The sequence below is a fragment of the Kibdelosporangium aridum genome, from assembly GCF_900176515.1.
Classification (GTDB): Bacteria; Actinomycetota; Actinomycetes; order Mycobacteriales; family Pseudonocardiaceae; genus Kibdelosporangium; species Kibdelosporangium aridum.
In genome coordinates this window covers 178,486-193,509 of the sequence record NZ_FWXV01000007.1, presented here as the reverse complement: position 1 = coordinate 193,509, position 15,024 = coordinate 178,486, and the positions used below count along the sequence as shown (strand labels likewise).

Genomic DNA, 15,024 nt, shown 5'->3' with positions numbered 1-15,024 from the left:
AGGAGGGACCGATGCTTGGTCAGAAGCTGGGTTCGGTCAGCGATCTGGCGGTTGAGCAGGTAGAACGCCGGGTGAGGCGGCTGTGTCAGCGGTTCGCGGCGAACCTGCCGTTCCACGGCTGGCACCACGTGCACTTCGTCAGGACCAAGGCGGGTGCGTTCGCGCGGGCCAATGGGTCCGATCCGGCGGTTGTCGAGACCGCCGCCCTCGTGCACGACCTGAACTACATCGTCCGGCGCAATTCCGACGCGGCCGAGGGCCGTGACGTGCGGATGCGGATCCTGGCCAAGTCCGGCGTCGACGAACCTGTCGCGGAGTGGATCGACCGCATCGTCGTCGAGGCGGAGATGCGCACCCGGCACCGCGACATCTCGTTGGAGGCGCAGGCGCTGAGTGACGCCGACACGTTGTTCAAGGCGTTGCCGGTGACGCCGGTGATGCTCGCGCACCGGTACCTCAGCGAGAACGGCATCACGTTGAGCCAGCTGGCGAACAAGATCGTCGGCGAACAGCGCGGCAAGCACGACGAAGGCTTCTACTTCTACAGCGCGGAAGCCCGGTCGATGTACTCGCACTGGGCGACCGCGAACCTGGAGTTGTGGCAGTGCGTTGTCGAAGCGCTGGACGACCCGTCGGTCGGCGAGCTCCTCGACGCCGTGCAGTGACGTATGCCGTGAGCCGCCGACGGCGACCCACGGCGGTTAGTCATTCCGCAGAACGTTGTGCGGTCACGGGATGAGCAGGAGTTTGCCGGTCGTCTTGCGAGCCTGCAGGTCTTCGTGCGCCTTACGGGCATCGCCGAGCGGGTAGCGGCCTCCGATGCGGACCGACAGCTTGCCCGCCTTCACTTCGTTGAACAGTTCGGCGGTCCGCCAACGGACTTCCTCGGGGCTTGAGTAGTCCTTGCTGGTCGGGCGGGTCAGGTAGATGGACCCCTGCGCGTTGAGCCGCTGTGGGTCGACCGGGGGGACGGCGCCGCTGGACGCGCCGAACAGCACCAGGAAACCGCGGCGCCGGACGCTCTTGAGGCTGCCGTCGAACGTCGTCTTGCCGACGCCGTCGTAAACCGCGGCCATTCCCTCGCCGTTGGTGAACTCACGGGCGTGCTTCTCGAAGTCCTCGTAACCGACCACCTCGTCGGCGCCGGCTTCGCGGGCGAGCTGCTCCTTCTCCGGCGTGGACACTGTCGCCAGCACCCGGGCGCCGCGCGCCTTCGCCAGCTGGACAAGCAGGAGGCCGACGCCACCGGCCGCAGCGTGCACCAGGATCGGGTCGCCTTCCTTGACCTCGTAGGTCGACGCGACCAAGTAATGCGCAGTCACACCCTGAAGCAGCAGCGCCGCCGCGGTGTCCGTATCGACGCCATCAGGAACAGATATCGCATCTGATGTAGGAAGTATGAGCTTCTCGGCGTAGCTGCCCTGCACGGTGTACCAGGACACGCGGTCGCCGACTTTGTGGTCGGTGACTCCGGGGCCGACCGCCGTCACGACACCCCCGCCTTCGAGGCCGAGCCCGAACGGCGTCTCCAGCGGATACATGCCGGAGCGGTGATACGTGTCGATGTAGTTGACGCCCGCCGCCTGGACGTCGACGGCCACCTCACCGTCACCGGGCGCCGGGACCTCGACGTCCACCAGCTCAAGGGCCTCCGGTCCACCGGTCTGCCGTACCCGCACTGCCTTAGGCACGCCGCTCCTCCTCAGGTTGTTTAGTCAGACCAACCTCATCATGGCCCCTGGTTGTTCCGCCTGCCGGGCGCCGATAAATGATCGGCATGTGGATGACAGCAGGGATGATCTGGAAACGGTCGCATCGGTCAACTACGGCCATTTCACCGCGATCGCGGTGTACCCCGAGGGCGTGCGCGGGCTGACGCTGCACCTCGAACGCCTCGACCGGGACGCCCGCATCGTCTTCGGACACGGACTTGACGGCGACATGGTCCGCAAACGTGTCCATCAAGCCATCCAGGGGCACGAGTTGCCCGTGAACGTGCGAGTCACCGCGTTCGCGCGCAACGCGTCTTCGCGCAATCTCGTCAGCCTCGAACCGCCGGACATCGTGATCACGGTCCGGCCGATGCATCACCGCCCGTCAACACCGCCTCGCGTGCGGAGCAGCGTCTTCAGCCGCTACCTGCCGGAGGTCAAACACGTCGGCACGTTCAGCCTCTTCCATGAGATACGGCAGGCCCAGCAGGCTGGTTACGACGATGTGCTGTTCGTCGAGGCGGACGGCCGGATCTCCGAAGGGTCGGTCTGGAACGTCGGCTTCTACGACGGTTCAAAGGTCATCTGGCCGGACGCGCCCGCGTTGCCCGGCATCGAGATGACGCTCCTGCGCGCCGGATTGCGCACTGTGGGCGTGGCCGATGAACGACGGGCCATTTTCCTATCGGATATAGGATCTTTTCGGAGTGCGTTCCGGAGCAACGCGATCGCCGGACCGACGTTGATCGGCGCGATCGACGACGTCACGTACGAGCCGGATCCTGAGCTGGCAGATCTCCTGGAACAAGCGCGTCAGGCCGTACCGCTGGAGCCGCTGCTGCCGTGATGCACCAGCACCAGGGCGGGCTCGATCTTGTCGAGCACGGTCAGCACCTGACGCTGTGTGCCGGGGTCGAGCGCGCCGAGCGTCTCGTCCAGGATCAGCACGTCCGGGTTTTGCAGCAGGGCTCTGGCCAGGAACACCAGGCTGCGTTCGCCGTGGGAGAGCTGCCAGCCGGTCTCGCCGACGATCTGGTGCAGCCCGGACGGCATCCGGCTCAGCAGCGGCCCGAGGCCGAGCTGTTCGCAGAGGGCTTGTGCGTCGTCGAGGTCCTCGGGTGTCGCGGGCCAGCCACGGCCGAGCAACAGGTTGAACGCTAGGGAGCCGAGCATCAGGTGGTTCTCGTGGAACTGCGGAGCCAGCACAACTCGTTGCCGCCACTGGTGCTCTCCGATGTCGTGCAGTGAACGGCCGTGCAGCAGGATGGTTCCCTGGTGTGGCTTGCGCAATCCGGCCAGCAGTGATGCGAGAGTCGACTTGCCGCTGCCGGAGTCACCTTCCATCAGGAGCCGTTCGCCGGGCGTGATCCGTAGGCTCACTCCACTGAGGACCGGACGGTAGGCCACTGACTCGGCTTGCAGCAGGGAAACACCAGCGATTGGGCCGTCCGTTGACGGCGAATCGGGGTTGGTGTTCATCAACGGCCTCAAATTCGACCACGCGGTGGACGCGTCCGCGATGTCTCCCAACCCGGCGGTCAGACTCCGCAACGCGCCTGCGGCGAGCACGACCCCGCCGATCCCGACGGCCAGATCGGTTGTGGAGATCCACAATCCGGCCACACCGACGGCGACCCAGCCGCGCGTGCACACGGCCGACAAGACGACCAGCCAACGGTCCAGTTGCTTGCTGCGGTTCTCGTACCGGTTCAGCGAACTTTCTTCGCCGATGTGCCACTCCGACGGGGCCTGCTGAGCCAGCCGGGTGCGGTGGCCCAGCATCTTGGCCACGATGTCGTCGGTCAGTTCCAGCCGGGACGTCGTCCAGGCTTGCCGAGCCCGCAGATACCGTTGTGCCACAACGAGTGTGACGGCCACCCAGACGGCAAAGAACACCGTGGTGGGCACCGAGGCCGTGCCGAGCGCCACACCCGCGATCACCAGCTCGACGCACGCGACGAGGCCAAGCAGCCCGCCGCCGACCGCCAGGCTTTCCACGGCTTCGACTTCCAGCACGCGCCCGAGCAACCGGCCGACGCCCTGGCCGCGCAACTCGTCCCGATCCAGGCCGAGCGTTCCCCGGACCAGCCGCTGACGAAGCAAACCACCGAGCCGCAACGAAATGGTCGACTGCAGCCAGGTGGCGGCCAAGTGACAAGGCACGGACCCAGCGAGCAACGCGGCCCATACGGCGAAATCACCGCCGTCGACTCCGCCGGACAAAGCGGCCCGCCCGAGAACAATCCAAGAGAGTACAAAGAGGACGTACGCGCCGGTGTGGGCTGCAAGGAAGGCAGCGAGCAGCCGCCAAGCGGTGGCGGTCATCTGCCCACCTCGATTTTGCGCCAGCCGTCCAGCATCGCCCGCGAGTCGGTCTGCTCTTCGACCAACCGTCGCAACCGTGTGGATGAGGCGGGGGAGCCGTCCTCCACAATCCGGCCGCGCTCCAGCACCAGCATCCGGGAGAACGTCAGTGCTTCCCGGGCATCGTGGGTCACCATCAGCACGGTCGCGTCCGGCCACCAGGCATCCAAGCGGCTGAGCATGCGGTCGCGTTGCGCCGGATCGAGACCACGGAACGGCTCGTCAAGCAGCACCAGCCGTACGTTCGAGCGCAGCAGAGCGCGACCAAGCCGGACGCGTTGTCCTTCGCCGCCGGAGACCAGTCCGCCCGCGTCTCCCAACTGGTCAGCCCGGATCGCGGCCAGTTCGGCCTCGACCATCGCCTGGGTGACGTCGGAAACGGTATTGCCGTATCGCAGGTTGTCGACAAGCGAGGTGTTCCACAGCCACACAGACGGATCCACCCACGCCGTCGACTGTCTCAAGAGGGCAGGGTCAAGTGGTGCGTCGTCGACGAGCACGGTGCCACCGGCGGGCACTTGCCAGCCAAGCAGCAGACCGATGAGCGTCGACTTGCCCGATCCCGATGCGCCCACGATCGCGATGCGTTCGCCCGCTGTAACCGTCAAATCCAGCCCGTCCAACACGGTGTGCCCGCCGGCTAGCACGCTGACTTGCCGCAGTGTGAGCGATACGCCGCGGTCATGTGGCTGTGATTCGGCTGGCTGGTTTTCCAGCGGCGCCGCGAGTGGTTCGACCAGTCTGTGCGTGACGTTCCGGTGCCAGGGCCATTGCCTGGTCAACCGCCCCAGCCGCGCTGCGAGCGTCGGCAAGGAAACGGCCCAGAAGGCCAGCAGCAGGAACGTCGCGGGTTCGTGGTCTCGCGCTTGCCACACAAGCCAAGCCGCCGCTCCCACGCCACAGATTCGTTGCAGTGCCTCGGCGGAGACCACCGCGCGGGCGAGTGCACGGCCGCTGGCCGCCCAGTGCCGCAATCTCCTGTCGTGTTCGGCGGTCACGACCTCTTCGGCTGTGTGCGCGCGAAGTGTGGTCAAACCAAGCATTCCGTCGAGGAAGAATCTCGCCAGCGCGCCGGAATGACTGCGTTGCCGCAAATCCCGCTCGGCGATCACCGGATGGACGGCCAGCGAAGCCCCGACCGCGGTCACCGCCGCAATCACGGCAGGCAACGCGGACCCGAAGTCGATCAACGCGATCGCCACCACGACGGAGACGATCTCAGTGAGCGTGCGCACGACCTCGGTGCCGAGTGCAGGTAGCTCTCGCAGTTGATGAAGCCGATGCGCGCGTTCGGCGAGATCGGAGGTCGGCCTGCTGTGCAAGTATCGGTCCGGCAACAAGGGCAGCCTGCCCAGCAGCATCCGTCTGAGGCCAAGATCAAGCCCGCGCCCGAGTTTCGCCGCGCCCAACGCCACAAGCGTTTCCAGGACAAACAATCCGGCCACGAGGCCGAGCAGCGGGCCGAACCGGCCGTTGATCACTTCCCGGAACAGCAAAGCTTCAACCGTGACACCGATGGCCGCCAACACGGCCGCCAGGGCAAGGACTCCCCACGGCACCGGCCGTATCATCTTGATCAGGGGCCGCGGAGGCGGCTCGGTCAACGCCGCGCGCAAGTCAGCGGGCAATCGGTCCCAGTCGACCGTCCCGAGACCGTTCACCCGGACCAGCACGGCGCCTTGGACCGTCGCGCCGTCCGGCAGCCGATGCGTGTGCACGTAGATCTCGTCGAGGAAGCGGTCCGCCCGCACCCAACGACGGCCGACTGCCGGGTCCATGATCTGCAAGAACCGCCCGTGCTGCCGCCAGACCACAACGAAATGCAGCATGCCGCTCGGGAGTCGCACCACCACGATCGCCGGCAGATGCCGCACCACGCGCTCCGGCGGCACCATCAACTGCACCACGTCCAAGCCCAGCAGACGAGCCGTGTCCTCAAGGGTGTTGATCGACGTACCGTCCACGTCGGTCTGGCACGCTTCCCGCAGCCGCCCGTAACTTGCCATGATCCCGAACCCGCGTAGCAGACAGCTCAGTGCGGCGGGTCCACAGTCCATTCCGGACGTCTGAACGACCTCCGGGACGAGGAACCTCTTGGTCACAGCGTGGCCAGGGTTCGTGCGACGGCCACGACTCGCGGATGGTCAGCCGGGAACCGGGCGATGAGCAGGTCGTGCGCTCGGTTGACCAGCTCATGTCCTTCGGCTTGCCGTCCCGAGTCGAACAGCAGGACGCCGAGGTTGTGGAACGTGACCGCGACGTCCGGATGATCGTCGCCGAGCGCTTTCTGCTTGCCTGCCAACGCGGCGCGGTAGTTCTCCTCGGCCTGGTCGATCCGGCCTTGCCGAGCTTGCAGATGTGCCAGATTTCCTCGCGCGACCGCGATTTCGTACTCCGCGGTGAAGATCTCGATCGCTTGGCGGAAGGCACTTTCGGCATCATCGAGCCGTCCGGCGCTCAGATACAGCGATCCAAGCGCGCCCAAATCCGCGGCGATGTCCGGATGATCGGGCGGCCGGACGTTCCGGCGGATTTCCAGCCCTCGTTCCGCCCACCGGATCCCGGCCTCCGGCCTGCCGCGTTCGTGCTCAAGCCCGCCGAGATTGTGCAGAATCGCCGCCATACCCAGCGAGTTGGGCTCGTGCAGCTCGAGCGCGCGGTGGTAATGCGCTTCGGCCTCGTCGAACTGGCCGGTGAACTTGCCGACAATGCCGAGCACGTTGTGCACACCGGCGGAAAGAGGATCGCCCGGTTCCAGGCTTTCCAGTGTCCTTGTCATTCGGGCATGCGCGGCATGCAGATCACCGCTGATCCGGTCGAGATTGGCCACCGCGATCTCCGCGCGGACCCGCAGGACCGCTACGGCGCGCAGTGGGTTGGTGGCGTATCTGTCTAAAGTGGACAAGGCGGCGGTCGCGGCTCGCCGGGCTTCGGTGAAGTTACCGGACTGTTCGTGCACCGAGGCGATCAACAACTGGGCGTTCGCGGTGTCCGGGTGCTCGGCGCCGCACTCGGCAGCCAGCAGTTCGGTCGCGCGCTCGCCCAAGGTTCTGGCGCTGGACAGGTCCCCAGAGTCGAGGGCCGCCCTCGCCTGCGCGAGGACGGCCACCCCATCGTCGGTGGTCACCGCACGACGAGGCCCTCGGAGTGCTGGTTGTCGGCGGCGCCACCAGCGGTCACGTCGGTGCGCACGACCAGCTCTTCGGTGTTGACGTCGTTGCTCATCTGCGTCTCCCATCGCCGAAAGGATCTTCACCGGACGACGCACGCTATCGCGAAAAACACGCATTCGAGGATCCGTCCCGACTACTTCGGACCCAGATCAGATCAACGACGAACGCCGGAGGACGAAACCCTCGGAGTGGTTGGTGGGGTCCTTGGGGCTCCCCGCCCGGATGTCGGTCCGGATCACCAATTCCTCAGAGTGGTTCGTTTTCTCGTCGCGGGCGCCCACCCTGATGTCTGTGCGAACAACGAGCTCTTCCGAGTGGTTATCGGGTTCATATCCCGCTTTAATGTCGGTCCGGACGACAAGTTCGTCGTTGTGGTTGGACTTCTCGTCGCGTGCGCCAGCTCTGACTTCGGTTCGGACGACCACTTCGTCCGCGTGATTGTGCTCGCCGATGCCAGCCTTGATGTCGGTCCGCACGACCATCTCGCTCTCGTTCGCCTGCATGTCACCGCTCCCTCCGTCTGCATGAAAAGACGTCGGGACACGCACAAATGTTTCACCAAACGGGCCAGGTCAGGAAAGCCTCCCGGCCATCTGGGACAGATCGACCAAGTGGCCGGGGAACTCGTCCCGGCCACTTAGGACACCGAGGTCACCCAGCCGTCTCGGAGCCGACGCGCTTGCGGGCCAGGCGCTCGGCGGTCGGCCACCGCACGTCCCAAGCCCAGCCGAGCTTCTCGAAGATCCAGATCGTGCGGGCCGCGATGTCGATCTGGCCACGCAGCACGCCGTGCCGCGCGCACGTCGGGTCGGCGTGGTGCGAGTTGTGCCACGACTCGCCCATCGACAGGATCGCCAGCGGCCAGAAGTTCGCCGCACGGTCCCGGCTGGCGAACGGCCGTGACCCGACCATGTGGCAGATCGAATTGACCGACCAGGTCACGTGGTGCAGGAACGCGACCCGCACCAGCCCGGCCCAGAAGAACGCGGTCAGCGCGCCCCACCACGACCAGCTGATCAGGCCGCCGAGCAGCGCGGGCAGCGCCAGGCTGCCGGCCGTCCACACGCCGAACAGCTTGTGGACGATCTGAATGTCCTTGTCGCGCAACAGGTCCGGCGCGAACCGCTGGTAGTTGGTGACGTCACGGGAGAACATCCAGCCCATGTGCGCGTGCCAGAAACCTTTCAGCAACGCGCCGGGGGACGTGCCGAACAGCCACGGCGAGTGCGGGTCGCCCTCGCGGTCGGCGTACGCGTGGTGTCTGCGGTGACTGGCGACCCAGAAGATGACCGAGCCCTGCACCGCGAAGCTGCCCGCGATGCCGAGCGCGATTCTGACCGCGCGGTTGGCCTTGAAGGCGCCGTGGGTGAAGTACCGGTGGTAACCGACGGTCACGCCAAGTGTGGCGATCACGTACATCACGGCGGCGAGCACGAGGTCGAGGACGCTCATGCCCCAGCCCCACACCAAGGGCACGGCGGCGATCAGCGCCGCGAACGGCACCAACAGGAAAATCTTCAGCACGAACTGCTGGGCGACTGTGCGGCGCTCGCCGAGCAAGGGCGCCTGTCCCGATACGGTCGTCGTCACAAATCAGACATTAGGTGCTGGGAGTGACACGAAGATAGTGTCAGAGCGAAGCCGTGGCGAATTGCTCATGCTCAGTGGCTTCCACAGTGGCCGGTCGTTCACGGCTCCACGCCCACAACGCCGCCGTCGCGACCGTCACCAGCATCGCGCCGAAGACATGCAGGACGACGAGCACGCCCGGCACGCCGATGAAGTACTGCACGAACCCGAGCGTCCCCTGCGCGAGCACCACGCCGAGCACAACGAAATACCGCGTCCAGACGTCCCGCGGCGCAGGTCCGCGCCAGAGCAGGTAGCCGACGGCCAGCAGCAACGCCAGGAACGTGTACATGAAGGCGGCGTGCACGTGGGCGAGCGTCGAAACAGGCAGCCCCAACCGTGCAACGTCCTTGTCGCCAGCGTGCGGGCCAGCGCCGGTGACCATGGTGCCCGCGATGAGCAGCCCGAAGAGGACGACCGTCTGAGCAACGAGCAGGCGCGGAACCCATGGGTGTGTACGTGGCCGTGGTGGTGCGTCGCTTTCCCGCAGGGACCGTACGAGCATCACGGCGAACCACGCCAGCACCGGCGAAACGACCATGTGGATCGCCACGGTCCACCACAGCAGACCGGTCCGTACCGTGATCCCGCCGAGGATCGCCTGCACGACGACACCGCCGAGCATCGCAGCGGACAGCCAGAGCACACGGCGGCGATGCGGCCGCGACAGCCAGGCGGCCAGGAAGCAGAAGCCGCCGATGATGCCGACGACGCCGGACAGCATCCGGTTGCCGAACTCGATCCACTGGTGGAACATCGCCAGCTCGGGGTGCTCGACCGGGACCATGCTGCCGGGCAGGCAGTTGGGCCACTCCGTGCAGCCGAGGCCGGAGCCGGTGACCCGGACGATCGAGCCGGTGATCGCGATGGAGACGTTGGCGATCACCGCGGCGATGGCGAAGCCGTACTGCCACTGGACGATCCGCTGCTTCAGCACACCGCCGATGGTATGCGTAGCGTGCCGAGTGATCGACTTCAGGTCAGGCGAGTTGTGCGCCCGGCCACCACAGCGGCGACGACACCCCACGCGACCAGCACGACTATCGGCTGCCAGCCGGGTCCGGCGCCGTTCACCGCCTGGTCGATGCCCTCGGTCAGCGCACCGGACGGCAGCAGTTCGATGATCCCGGCGACGCCGCGCGGCATCGACTCGGCCCGCACGATGATCCCGCCGGCGAGCAGCAGCACGAACCAGATGATGTTCGCCAGCGCGAGTACGAGCTCAGCCCGTAGCGTTCCGCCGAGCAACACGCCCAGCGCGCCGAAGGTCAACGCGCCGAGCACGGCCAGCGCGACGCTCCACAACACACCGCCGACGGACGGCGACCAGCCGAGCGCAAGCGCGATGACGCCGAGGACAACCAGCTGGATTGCGACGACGGTGATCCCGGCGAGCACCCGGCCACCGACGAGCATCCAACGGGGGAGCGCGGTCGCGGCGAGCCGTTTGAGCACGCCGTAACGCCGATCGAAGCCGAGAGCGATCGCCTGCCCGGTGAACGCCGAGGACATCACGGCGAGCGCGAAGATCCGCGGCACGACGGAGTCCACGCGTGGCTCCGGCAGCGAGATGATGTCGATCAGGGTGAGCCCGACCAGCAGCGCGATCGGGATCAGCAACGTGAGCAGGATCTGCTCCCCGTTGCGCAGCGTCAGCTTGGTCTCCGTGCGCGCGTGCGCGAGCAGCATGCGCGGTTTGCTCCCGGCGCCGGGCGCGGGGCGGAACGTACCAGCGGGGAACCGTGAGTTGATTCCGTTGGACGCGGCTGTGGCCGTCAACGCAACTCCCGTCCGGTCAATTCGAGGAACACGTCCTCGAGGCTGCGCCTGCCGACGTGCAATTCCTCGGCCAGCACTCCTTGTTGGGCACACCACGCCGTCACAGTGGAGACTACCTGCGGGTCGACGCGGCCGGTCACGATGTATGTACCCAACGCGGCCTCGGCCACATGGCACCCTTCCGGCAACGCGGCGGTCAGCAGCGAGGTGTCCAAACCGGCCCGCGCTTTGAAGCGCAGCTGCTGGCAGTCAGGGTCCTCAGTGGTCAGCTGCGCCGGGCTGCCCTCGGCCACGACCCGGCCGTGGTCGACGATCACCACGTGGTCGGCCAGTGTCTCGGCCTCTTCCATCAGGTGCGTGGTCAGCAGCACGGTCACGCCGTCCGCGCGCAACGCCGTCACCAGGTCCCAGACCAGGCGGCGGGCCTGCGGGTCCATCCCGGACGTCGGCTCGTCGAGGAACACCAACTCAGGGCGGCCGACCAGGGCGCACGCCAGCGACAGCCGCTGCTGCTGCCCGCCGGACAACCGCTTGTACGGGGTGCGCAGGGCGTTGGTGAGACCTAGGACGTCCAGCAGCCAGTCGGGGTCGAGCGGGTTCGCCGCGCACGACGCCACAAGCTTGAGCATCTCGCCCGCGCGCACACCGGGGTACGCACCGCCGCCCTGCGGCATCACGCCGATGCGCGGGCGCAGTTTCTCGCTGTCGGCGTGCGGATCGAGGCCAAGGACGCGGACCCGGCCTGCGTCCGGGCGCATGAATCCTTCGCACACCTCGACCGTCGTGGTCTTGCCCGCGCCGTTGGGCCCGAGCAATGCGAGGACTTTGCCGTGCGTGAGCCTGAGCTCAAGGCCGTCGACGGCGGTGGTCGAGCCGTAGCGCTTGACCAGTCCCGACACCTCGACGGCAGGACGGGTTTCGGACGCGCTCACAACCGAAGAGCCTAGGGGTTGGCTGACGCGCTGTCTGTGGGCCCCTCGGCAGGAGCGACCCGGGTCACCTTGCGCGGCAGCAACGGCACCTTGCGGTTGAGCCAGAAAAGCAGCCCGGCCAACACGATGATCGCGGCGATGTAGGCGAAGACCATGACGTACGTGCGGCCGGTGAACGTGCCACCGGTGGTCGGCAGCAACACCGAGGCGATCGTGCAGCCCATCGTGGCGAGGTTGCGGAACCGCTTGGTCCCGGCGAGCGACGCGGCCAGCGGAATCGCCGGGAACAGCAGGTACCACGGCTGCATCGCCGGGTGCAGGATAAGAAACGCGGCCAGCGAGACGCCGAGGCCGGTCATCACGCTTCGCCTGCCGCCCAGGCAGTCCCACATCATCTTGACCGTGATCACCGCCGCGGTGGCGTAGCCGAGCAGCGTGAAGATCTCCAGCACGGCCGTGGTGTGGTTGCCCAGGCCCAGCGTGATGCCCAGGACGCCGCCGAGGTTGCCCAGCTCGGAGATCGGCGACATCCAGCTGCGGACCAGGCTCGGCGTGTCCAGCGCGCCGACCCAGCCGAACCCGAGGCCAGTGCCCAGGCACGCGGCGGTCATCGTCACGGCCGCTGTGGCGACGAACAGCCCGCCGACAGCGAACAGGCGGGGAACGCCTCCACCCCATCTGCGCGTGACCTGCACGCCGACGAACGCGGCGGCCACGAGCGCGGGGAGTTTGACGGCCGCGCCGAGCGTGATGACCGCGACGCCCAGCAGGACGAATGTCCATTCCCGGCGCAGCGAGGTGACCGGCGGATCACCAGGCCTGGGCAAGTAGCGCAGCGAGATCTCGATGCCCGCCATCATCAGGCCGATCGCCAGGGCCTCGTTGTGCACGCCGCCGACCAGGTGGAACAGCACCAACGGGTTGGCCGCGCCGAACCACAGCGCCGTGACCGGCTGTACGCCGAACCGCCGGGCCAACCGCGGCAGTGCCCAGGCGAACAGCGCGATGCCCACGATCGCCAGCAGGCGTTGGGTGAGTACGCCCGTGACCACGTGGTTGCCGGTCACGGAGTTGAGCAAATGCCCCAGGAAGAGAAACAGCGGACCGTACGGCGCCGGCGTGTCCCGCCACATGTTCGACACGCCCCGGGTCAACGGGTGGTCTTGGCCGAGCGCTTGGCCGGGGCCCAGTTCGTATGGGTCGAGCCCCATCGACACGATCGAGCTCTGCGCCAGGTAGCTGTAGACGTCCTTGGAGAACAGCGGCATGGCGAAGACCAGCGGCACGCCCCACATCATCAGCGTGCGGTTGAGCTGTGCCCGGCTGATCAGCCGCGAGCGCCCCGGCTTGGCGAACTTCCCCAGCAGCAGCCACGACGAGATGATCATGCCCATCCCGAGCGTGCCCGCGGCCAGCGAGACGGCGGGGATCCGGGCGAACAGGCCGAGAACGGGCACACTCGGCAGCGGGTTGAAGATCGGCAGTGCGCCCGCGCCGAGCGAACCGAAGACCAGCAGCAGCGAACCGATGGTGCCGAACCGGCGGATCAGGTCGAGCTGACGGCAGTCCTTGTCGTCCAACGGTGGCGGCTTCGCCACGACAGCCGGAACCGCCACGTCGACCGGCGCAGGCTCGCTCACCACCACGCCCGGAAGCGTATCGGCAGCTTGGCAGGGGTTGGGTCAGAACCCTCAACCCAGCAACCGGGTGACCGCCTCGGCGCCGGAACCCGCCAGTTCCCGCAACAACAGCCGGGTGTTCGTCTCGACGACGCCGTAACTGCGGGGCAGCGCCATCACCAACTCGTCCAGTTCGGCGACGTCACGGCAGGCGACCGTCAGCGTGTAGTCCCAGCGGCCGGTGACGTGCACCCCGCTGAGCACCGCGGGGAGAGTCAATAGTGCGGCCTCCAGTTCGGCGTGGTCAGGCCCGGGGCGCAGGCGTACGTCGATGAAGGCTTTGAGCGGACGGCCGAGCGCGGTCATGTCGACCTCGGCGCGGAAGCCGCTGATCACGCCCGATTCCTGGAGTTTGCGGACCCGCTCGGCGGTGGCGGTCGGGCTGAGCCGGACGCGCTCGGCCAGGTCACGGAAGCTGACCCGGCCGTCGCGGACCAGCTCGCCGAGGATTACTTTGTCGATCCCGTCCATCGCTGGATTATCTGTGGTGCAAGGTCCTTTTCGCCACGTGAATCGAAGCCATCCGCGCCTCGTTGAGTCGTATGGTCGGGACATGAATCGTCCAGCGAAATCGGCAGGCTATGTCGCGCGCACCCGGCCGGTCGTGCCGCCCATCTACCAGTCGGCCACCTTCTATCTCGACGACATCGCGTACAAGGACATCCAGGGCAACGGCGGCCTCAGCGAGCACTGGTACAGCCGGTTCGCCAACCCCACCGTCGACGCGGCGGCTGCGGAAATCGCGGAGCTGGAAGGTGCTGAAGCGGCGTTGATGACCGCGTCGGGCATGGCCGCGATCGCCACGACGCTGATGACGCTTCTGCAGGGCGGCAGACGGGTCGTGTCCGCACGCCAGGTCTACGGCGATACCCGCGATCTGCTGGTCAGGGACCTGCCCGCGCTCGGGTTCGACGTGACCATGGTCGACGCGGCTGACCTGTCCGAGTGGCGGTCGGCGATCGCCGCCGCACCCACGACGATCGTTTACGCCGAGACGCTGTCCAACCCGCAGCTTGAGCTCACCGACCTGGCAGCGGTGGCCGAGCTGGCGCACCAGGCCGGGGCGAAAATGGTCGTGGACAACACTTTCGCCACGCCGTACACGGTCAACCCGTTGCGCCTGGGCGCTGACATCGTCGTGCACTCGGCGACGAAGTTCCTCAGTGGACATTCCGACGTGATCGCGGGGGCGGTCGTCGCCGACCGCGAGACGGTGACCGAGATCCAGCGGCGGGTGATCACTTTCGGCGGTTGCCTCGACGCGCACGCCGCGTTCCTGGTCTGGCGCGGGTTGCAGACATTCGACGTCCGGATGGAACGCGCGCAGGCGACCGCACGTGCGTTGGCTGACCGCCTGCGGGGCAACGCGGAGGTCGTTTCCGTGCGTTATCCAGGCAACGGCGCGATGGTCGCGTTCACCGTGCGCGGCGGCAACGACCGTGCGCTCGCTGTCATGCGTCGTCTGACGGTCGCCTCCGAGGCGACGAGTCTCGGGGGAGTGGAGACGTTGGTCAGCACGCCGTTCAACTCATCGCACTTCTCGCTGAGCGCCGAGGAACTGGCCGCGGCTCGGATCGACGCCGGAATGCTGCGGTTCTCGTGCGGCATCGAGAACGCCGAAGCGCTGATCGCCGACGTCGAGCAGGCATTGGCGACGACAAGCAGGTGAACAGACATCAGATAGGAAACCTGATGATACTTACAGGGCGGGCCCACATCGGATCCGAAACCGGATATCTGATCCTCCGAACCCTTA

14 protein-coding genes are annotated in these 15,024 nt (G+C 67.0%); 3 read left to right on the top strand and 11 right to left on the bottom strand.

Annotation, left to right across the window (positions count from 1 at the left end):
- Window positions 1–11 precede the first annotated feature (11 nt).
- Window positions 12–665, top strand: coding sequence for an HD domain-containing protein (locus B9C43_RS34395; protein WP_084430941.1), 654 nt, complete (start codon window positions 12–14; stop codon window positions 663–665).
- A 63-nt stretch (window positions 666–728) separates the two neighbouring features.
- Here B9C43_RS34395 and B9C43_RS34390 read toward each other — a convergent pair whose 3' ends face one another.
- Window positions 729–1,691 carry a quinone oxidoreductase family protein gene (locus tag B9C43_RS34390; protein ID WP_084430940.1) on the bottom strand — a complete coding sequence of 321 codons (963 nt, stop codon included), beginning with the start codon at window positions 1,689–1,691 and terminating at the stop codon, window positions 729–731.
- A gap of 88 nt (window positions 1,692–1,779) precedes the next feature.
- On the opposite strand from B9C43_RS34390, the gene B9C43_RS34385 reads away from it, so the two are divergent.
- Window positions 1,780–2,559 carry an aminotransferase class IV gene (locus tag B9C43_RS34385; RefSeq protein ID WP_160096887.1) on the top strand — a complete coding sequence of 260 codons (780 nt, stop codon included), beginning with the start codon at window positions 1,780–1,782 and terminating at the stop codon, window positions 2,557–2,559.
- Here B9C43_RS34385 and B9C43_RS34380 read toward each other — a convergent pair.
- The 10 genes from B9C43_RS34380 to B9C43_RS34335 all read right to left on the bottom strand — a co-directional run bounded on the left by B9C43_RS34380 (window position 2,526) and on the right by B9C43_RS34335 (window position 13,739).
- Window positions 2,526–4,037, bottom strand: a complete 1,512-nt coding sequence (locus B9C43_RS34380; RefSeq protein WP_084430938.1) for an ATP-binding cassette domain-containing protein — start codon at window positions 4,035–4,037, stop codon at window positions 2,526–2,528. The genes B9C43_RS34385 and B9C43_RS34380 overlap by 34 nt on opposite strands.
- Window positions 4,034–6,178 (bottom strand): ATP-binding cassette domain-containing protein, encoded by a 2,145-nt coding sequence (locus tag B9C43_RS34375; protein WP_084430937.1) that lies wholly within the window; start codon window positions 6,176–6,178, stop codon window positions 4,034–4,036. Before B9C43_RS34375 ends, B9C43_RS34380 begins: the two co-directional genes overlap by 4 nt.
- Window positions 6,175–7,203 (bottom strand): tetratricopeptide repeat protein, encoded by a 1,029-nt coding sequence (locus tag B9C43_RS34370; protein WP_160096885.1) that lies wholly within the window; start codon window positions 7,201–7,203, stop codon window positions 6,175–6,177. The genes B9C43_RS34375 and B9C43_RS34370 overlap by 4 nt, the downstream gene beginning before the upstream one ends.
- 195 nt (window positions 7,204–7,398) lie before the next feature.
- Window positions 7,399–7,752, bottom strand: a complete 354-nt coding sequence (locus B9C43_RS34365) for a hypothetical protein (protein WP_084430935.1) — start codon at window positions 7,750–7,752, stop codon at window positions 7,399–7,401.
- Window positions 7,753–7,900: 148 nt separating this feature from the next.
- Complete coding sequence (locus B9C43_RS34360; protein ID WP_084430934.1) at window positions 7,901–8,839, bottom strand: acyl-CoA desaturase; 939 nt, start codon at window positions 8,837–8,839, stop codon at window positions 7,901–7,903.
- A gap of 40 nt (window positions 8,840–8,879) precedes the next feature.
- Window positions 8,880–9,815, bottom strand: coding sequence for a COX15/CtaA family protein (locus B9C43_RS34355; RefSeq protein WP_235039023.1), 936 nt, complete (start codon window positions 9,813–9,815; stop codon window positions 8,880–8,882).
- Between the two features lie 38 nt (window positions 9,816–9,853).
- On the bottom strand, window positions 9,854–10,567 hold the full coding sequence (locus tag B9C43_RS34350; RefSeq protein ID WP_084431192.1) for an ABC transporter permease: 714 nt from the start codon (window positions 10,565–10,567) through the stop codon (window positions 9,854–9,856).
- A gap of 86 nt (window positions 10,568–10,653) precedes the next feature.
- Complete coding sequence (locus B9C43_RS34345; RefSeq protein WP_084430933.1) at window positions 10,654–11,589, bottom strand: ABC transporter ATP-binding protein; 936 nt, start codon at window positions 11,587–11,589, stop codon at window positions 10,654–10,656.
- A gap of 11 nt (window positions 11,590–11,600) precedes the next feature.
- On the bottom strand, window positions 11,601–13,232 hold the full coding sequence (mptB, locus tag B9C43_RS34340; RefSeq protein WP_084431191.1) for a polyprenol phosphomannose-dependent alpha 1,6 mannosyltransferase MptB: 1,632 nt from the start codon (window positions 13,230–13,232) through the stop codon (window positions 11,601–11,603).
- Window positions 13,233–13,280: 48 nt separating this feature from the next.
- On the bottom strand, window positions 13,281–13,739 hold the full coding sequence (locus B9C43_RS34335; protein WP_160096883.1) for an Lrp/AsnC family transcriptional regulator: 459 nt from the start codon (window positions 13,737–13,739) through the stop codon (window positions 13,281–13,283).
- Between the two features lie 82 nt (window positions 13,740–13,821).
- Here B9C43_RS34335 and B9C43_RS34330 point away from each other — a divergent pair, with 82 nt between their 5' ends.
- Entirely contained in the window at window positions 13,822–14,937 is a 1,116-nt protein-coding gene (locus tag B9C43_RS34330; protein WP_084430931.1) for a trans-sulfuration enzyme family protein, read from the top strand.
- Window positions 14,938–15,024 lie beyond the last annotated feature (87 nt).

Bases quoted from the DNA above. Each gene is read 5' to 3' on its own strand.
- B9C43_RS34365 (WP_084430935.1), bottom strand. From the start codon at position 7,752: ATGCAGGCGAACGAGAGCGAGATGGTCGTGCGGACCGACATCAAGGCT.
- B9C43_RS34335 (WP_160096883.1), bottom strand. From the start codon at position 13,739: ATGGACGGGATCGACAAAGTAATCCTCGGCGAGCTGGTCCGCGACGGC.
- B9C43_RS34330 (WP_084430931.1), top strand. From the start codon at position 13,822: ATGAATCGTCCAGCGAAATCGGCAGGCTATGTCGCGCGCACCCGGCCG.
- B9C43_RS34395 (WP_084430941.1), top strand. From the start codon at position 12: ATGCTTGGTCAGAAGCTGGGTTCGGTCAGCGATCTGGCGGTTGAGCAG.
- B9C43_RS34380 (WP_084430938.1), bottom strand. From the start codon at position 4,037: ATGACCGCCACCGCTTGGCGGCTGCTCGCTGCCTTCCTTGCAGCCCAC.
- B9C43_RS34350 (WP_084431192.1), bottom strand. From the start codon at position 10,567: ATGCTGCTCGCGCACGCGCGCACGGAGACCAAGCTGACGCTGCGCAAC.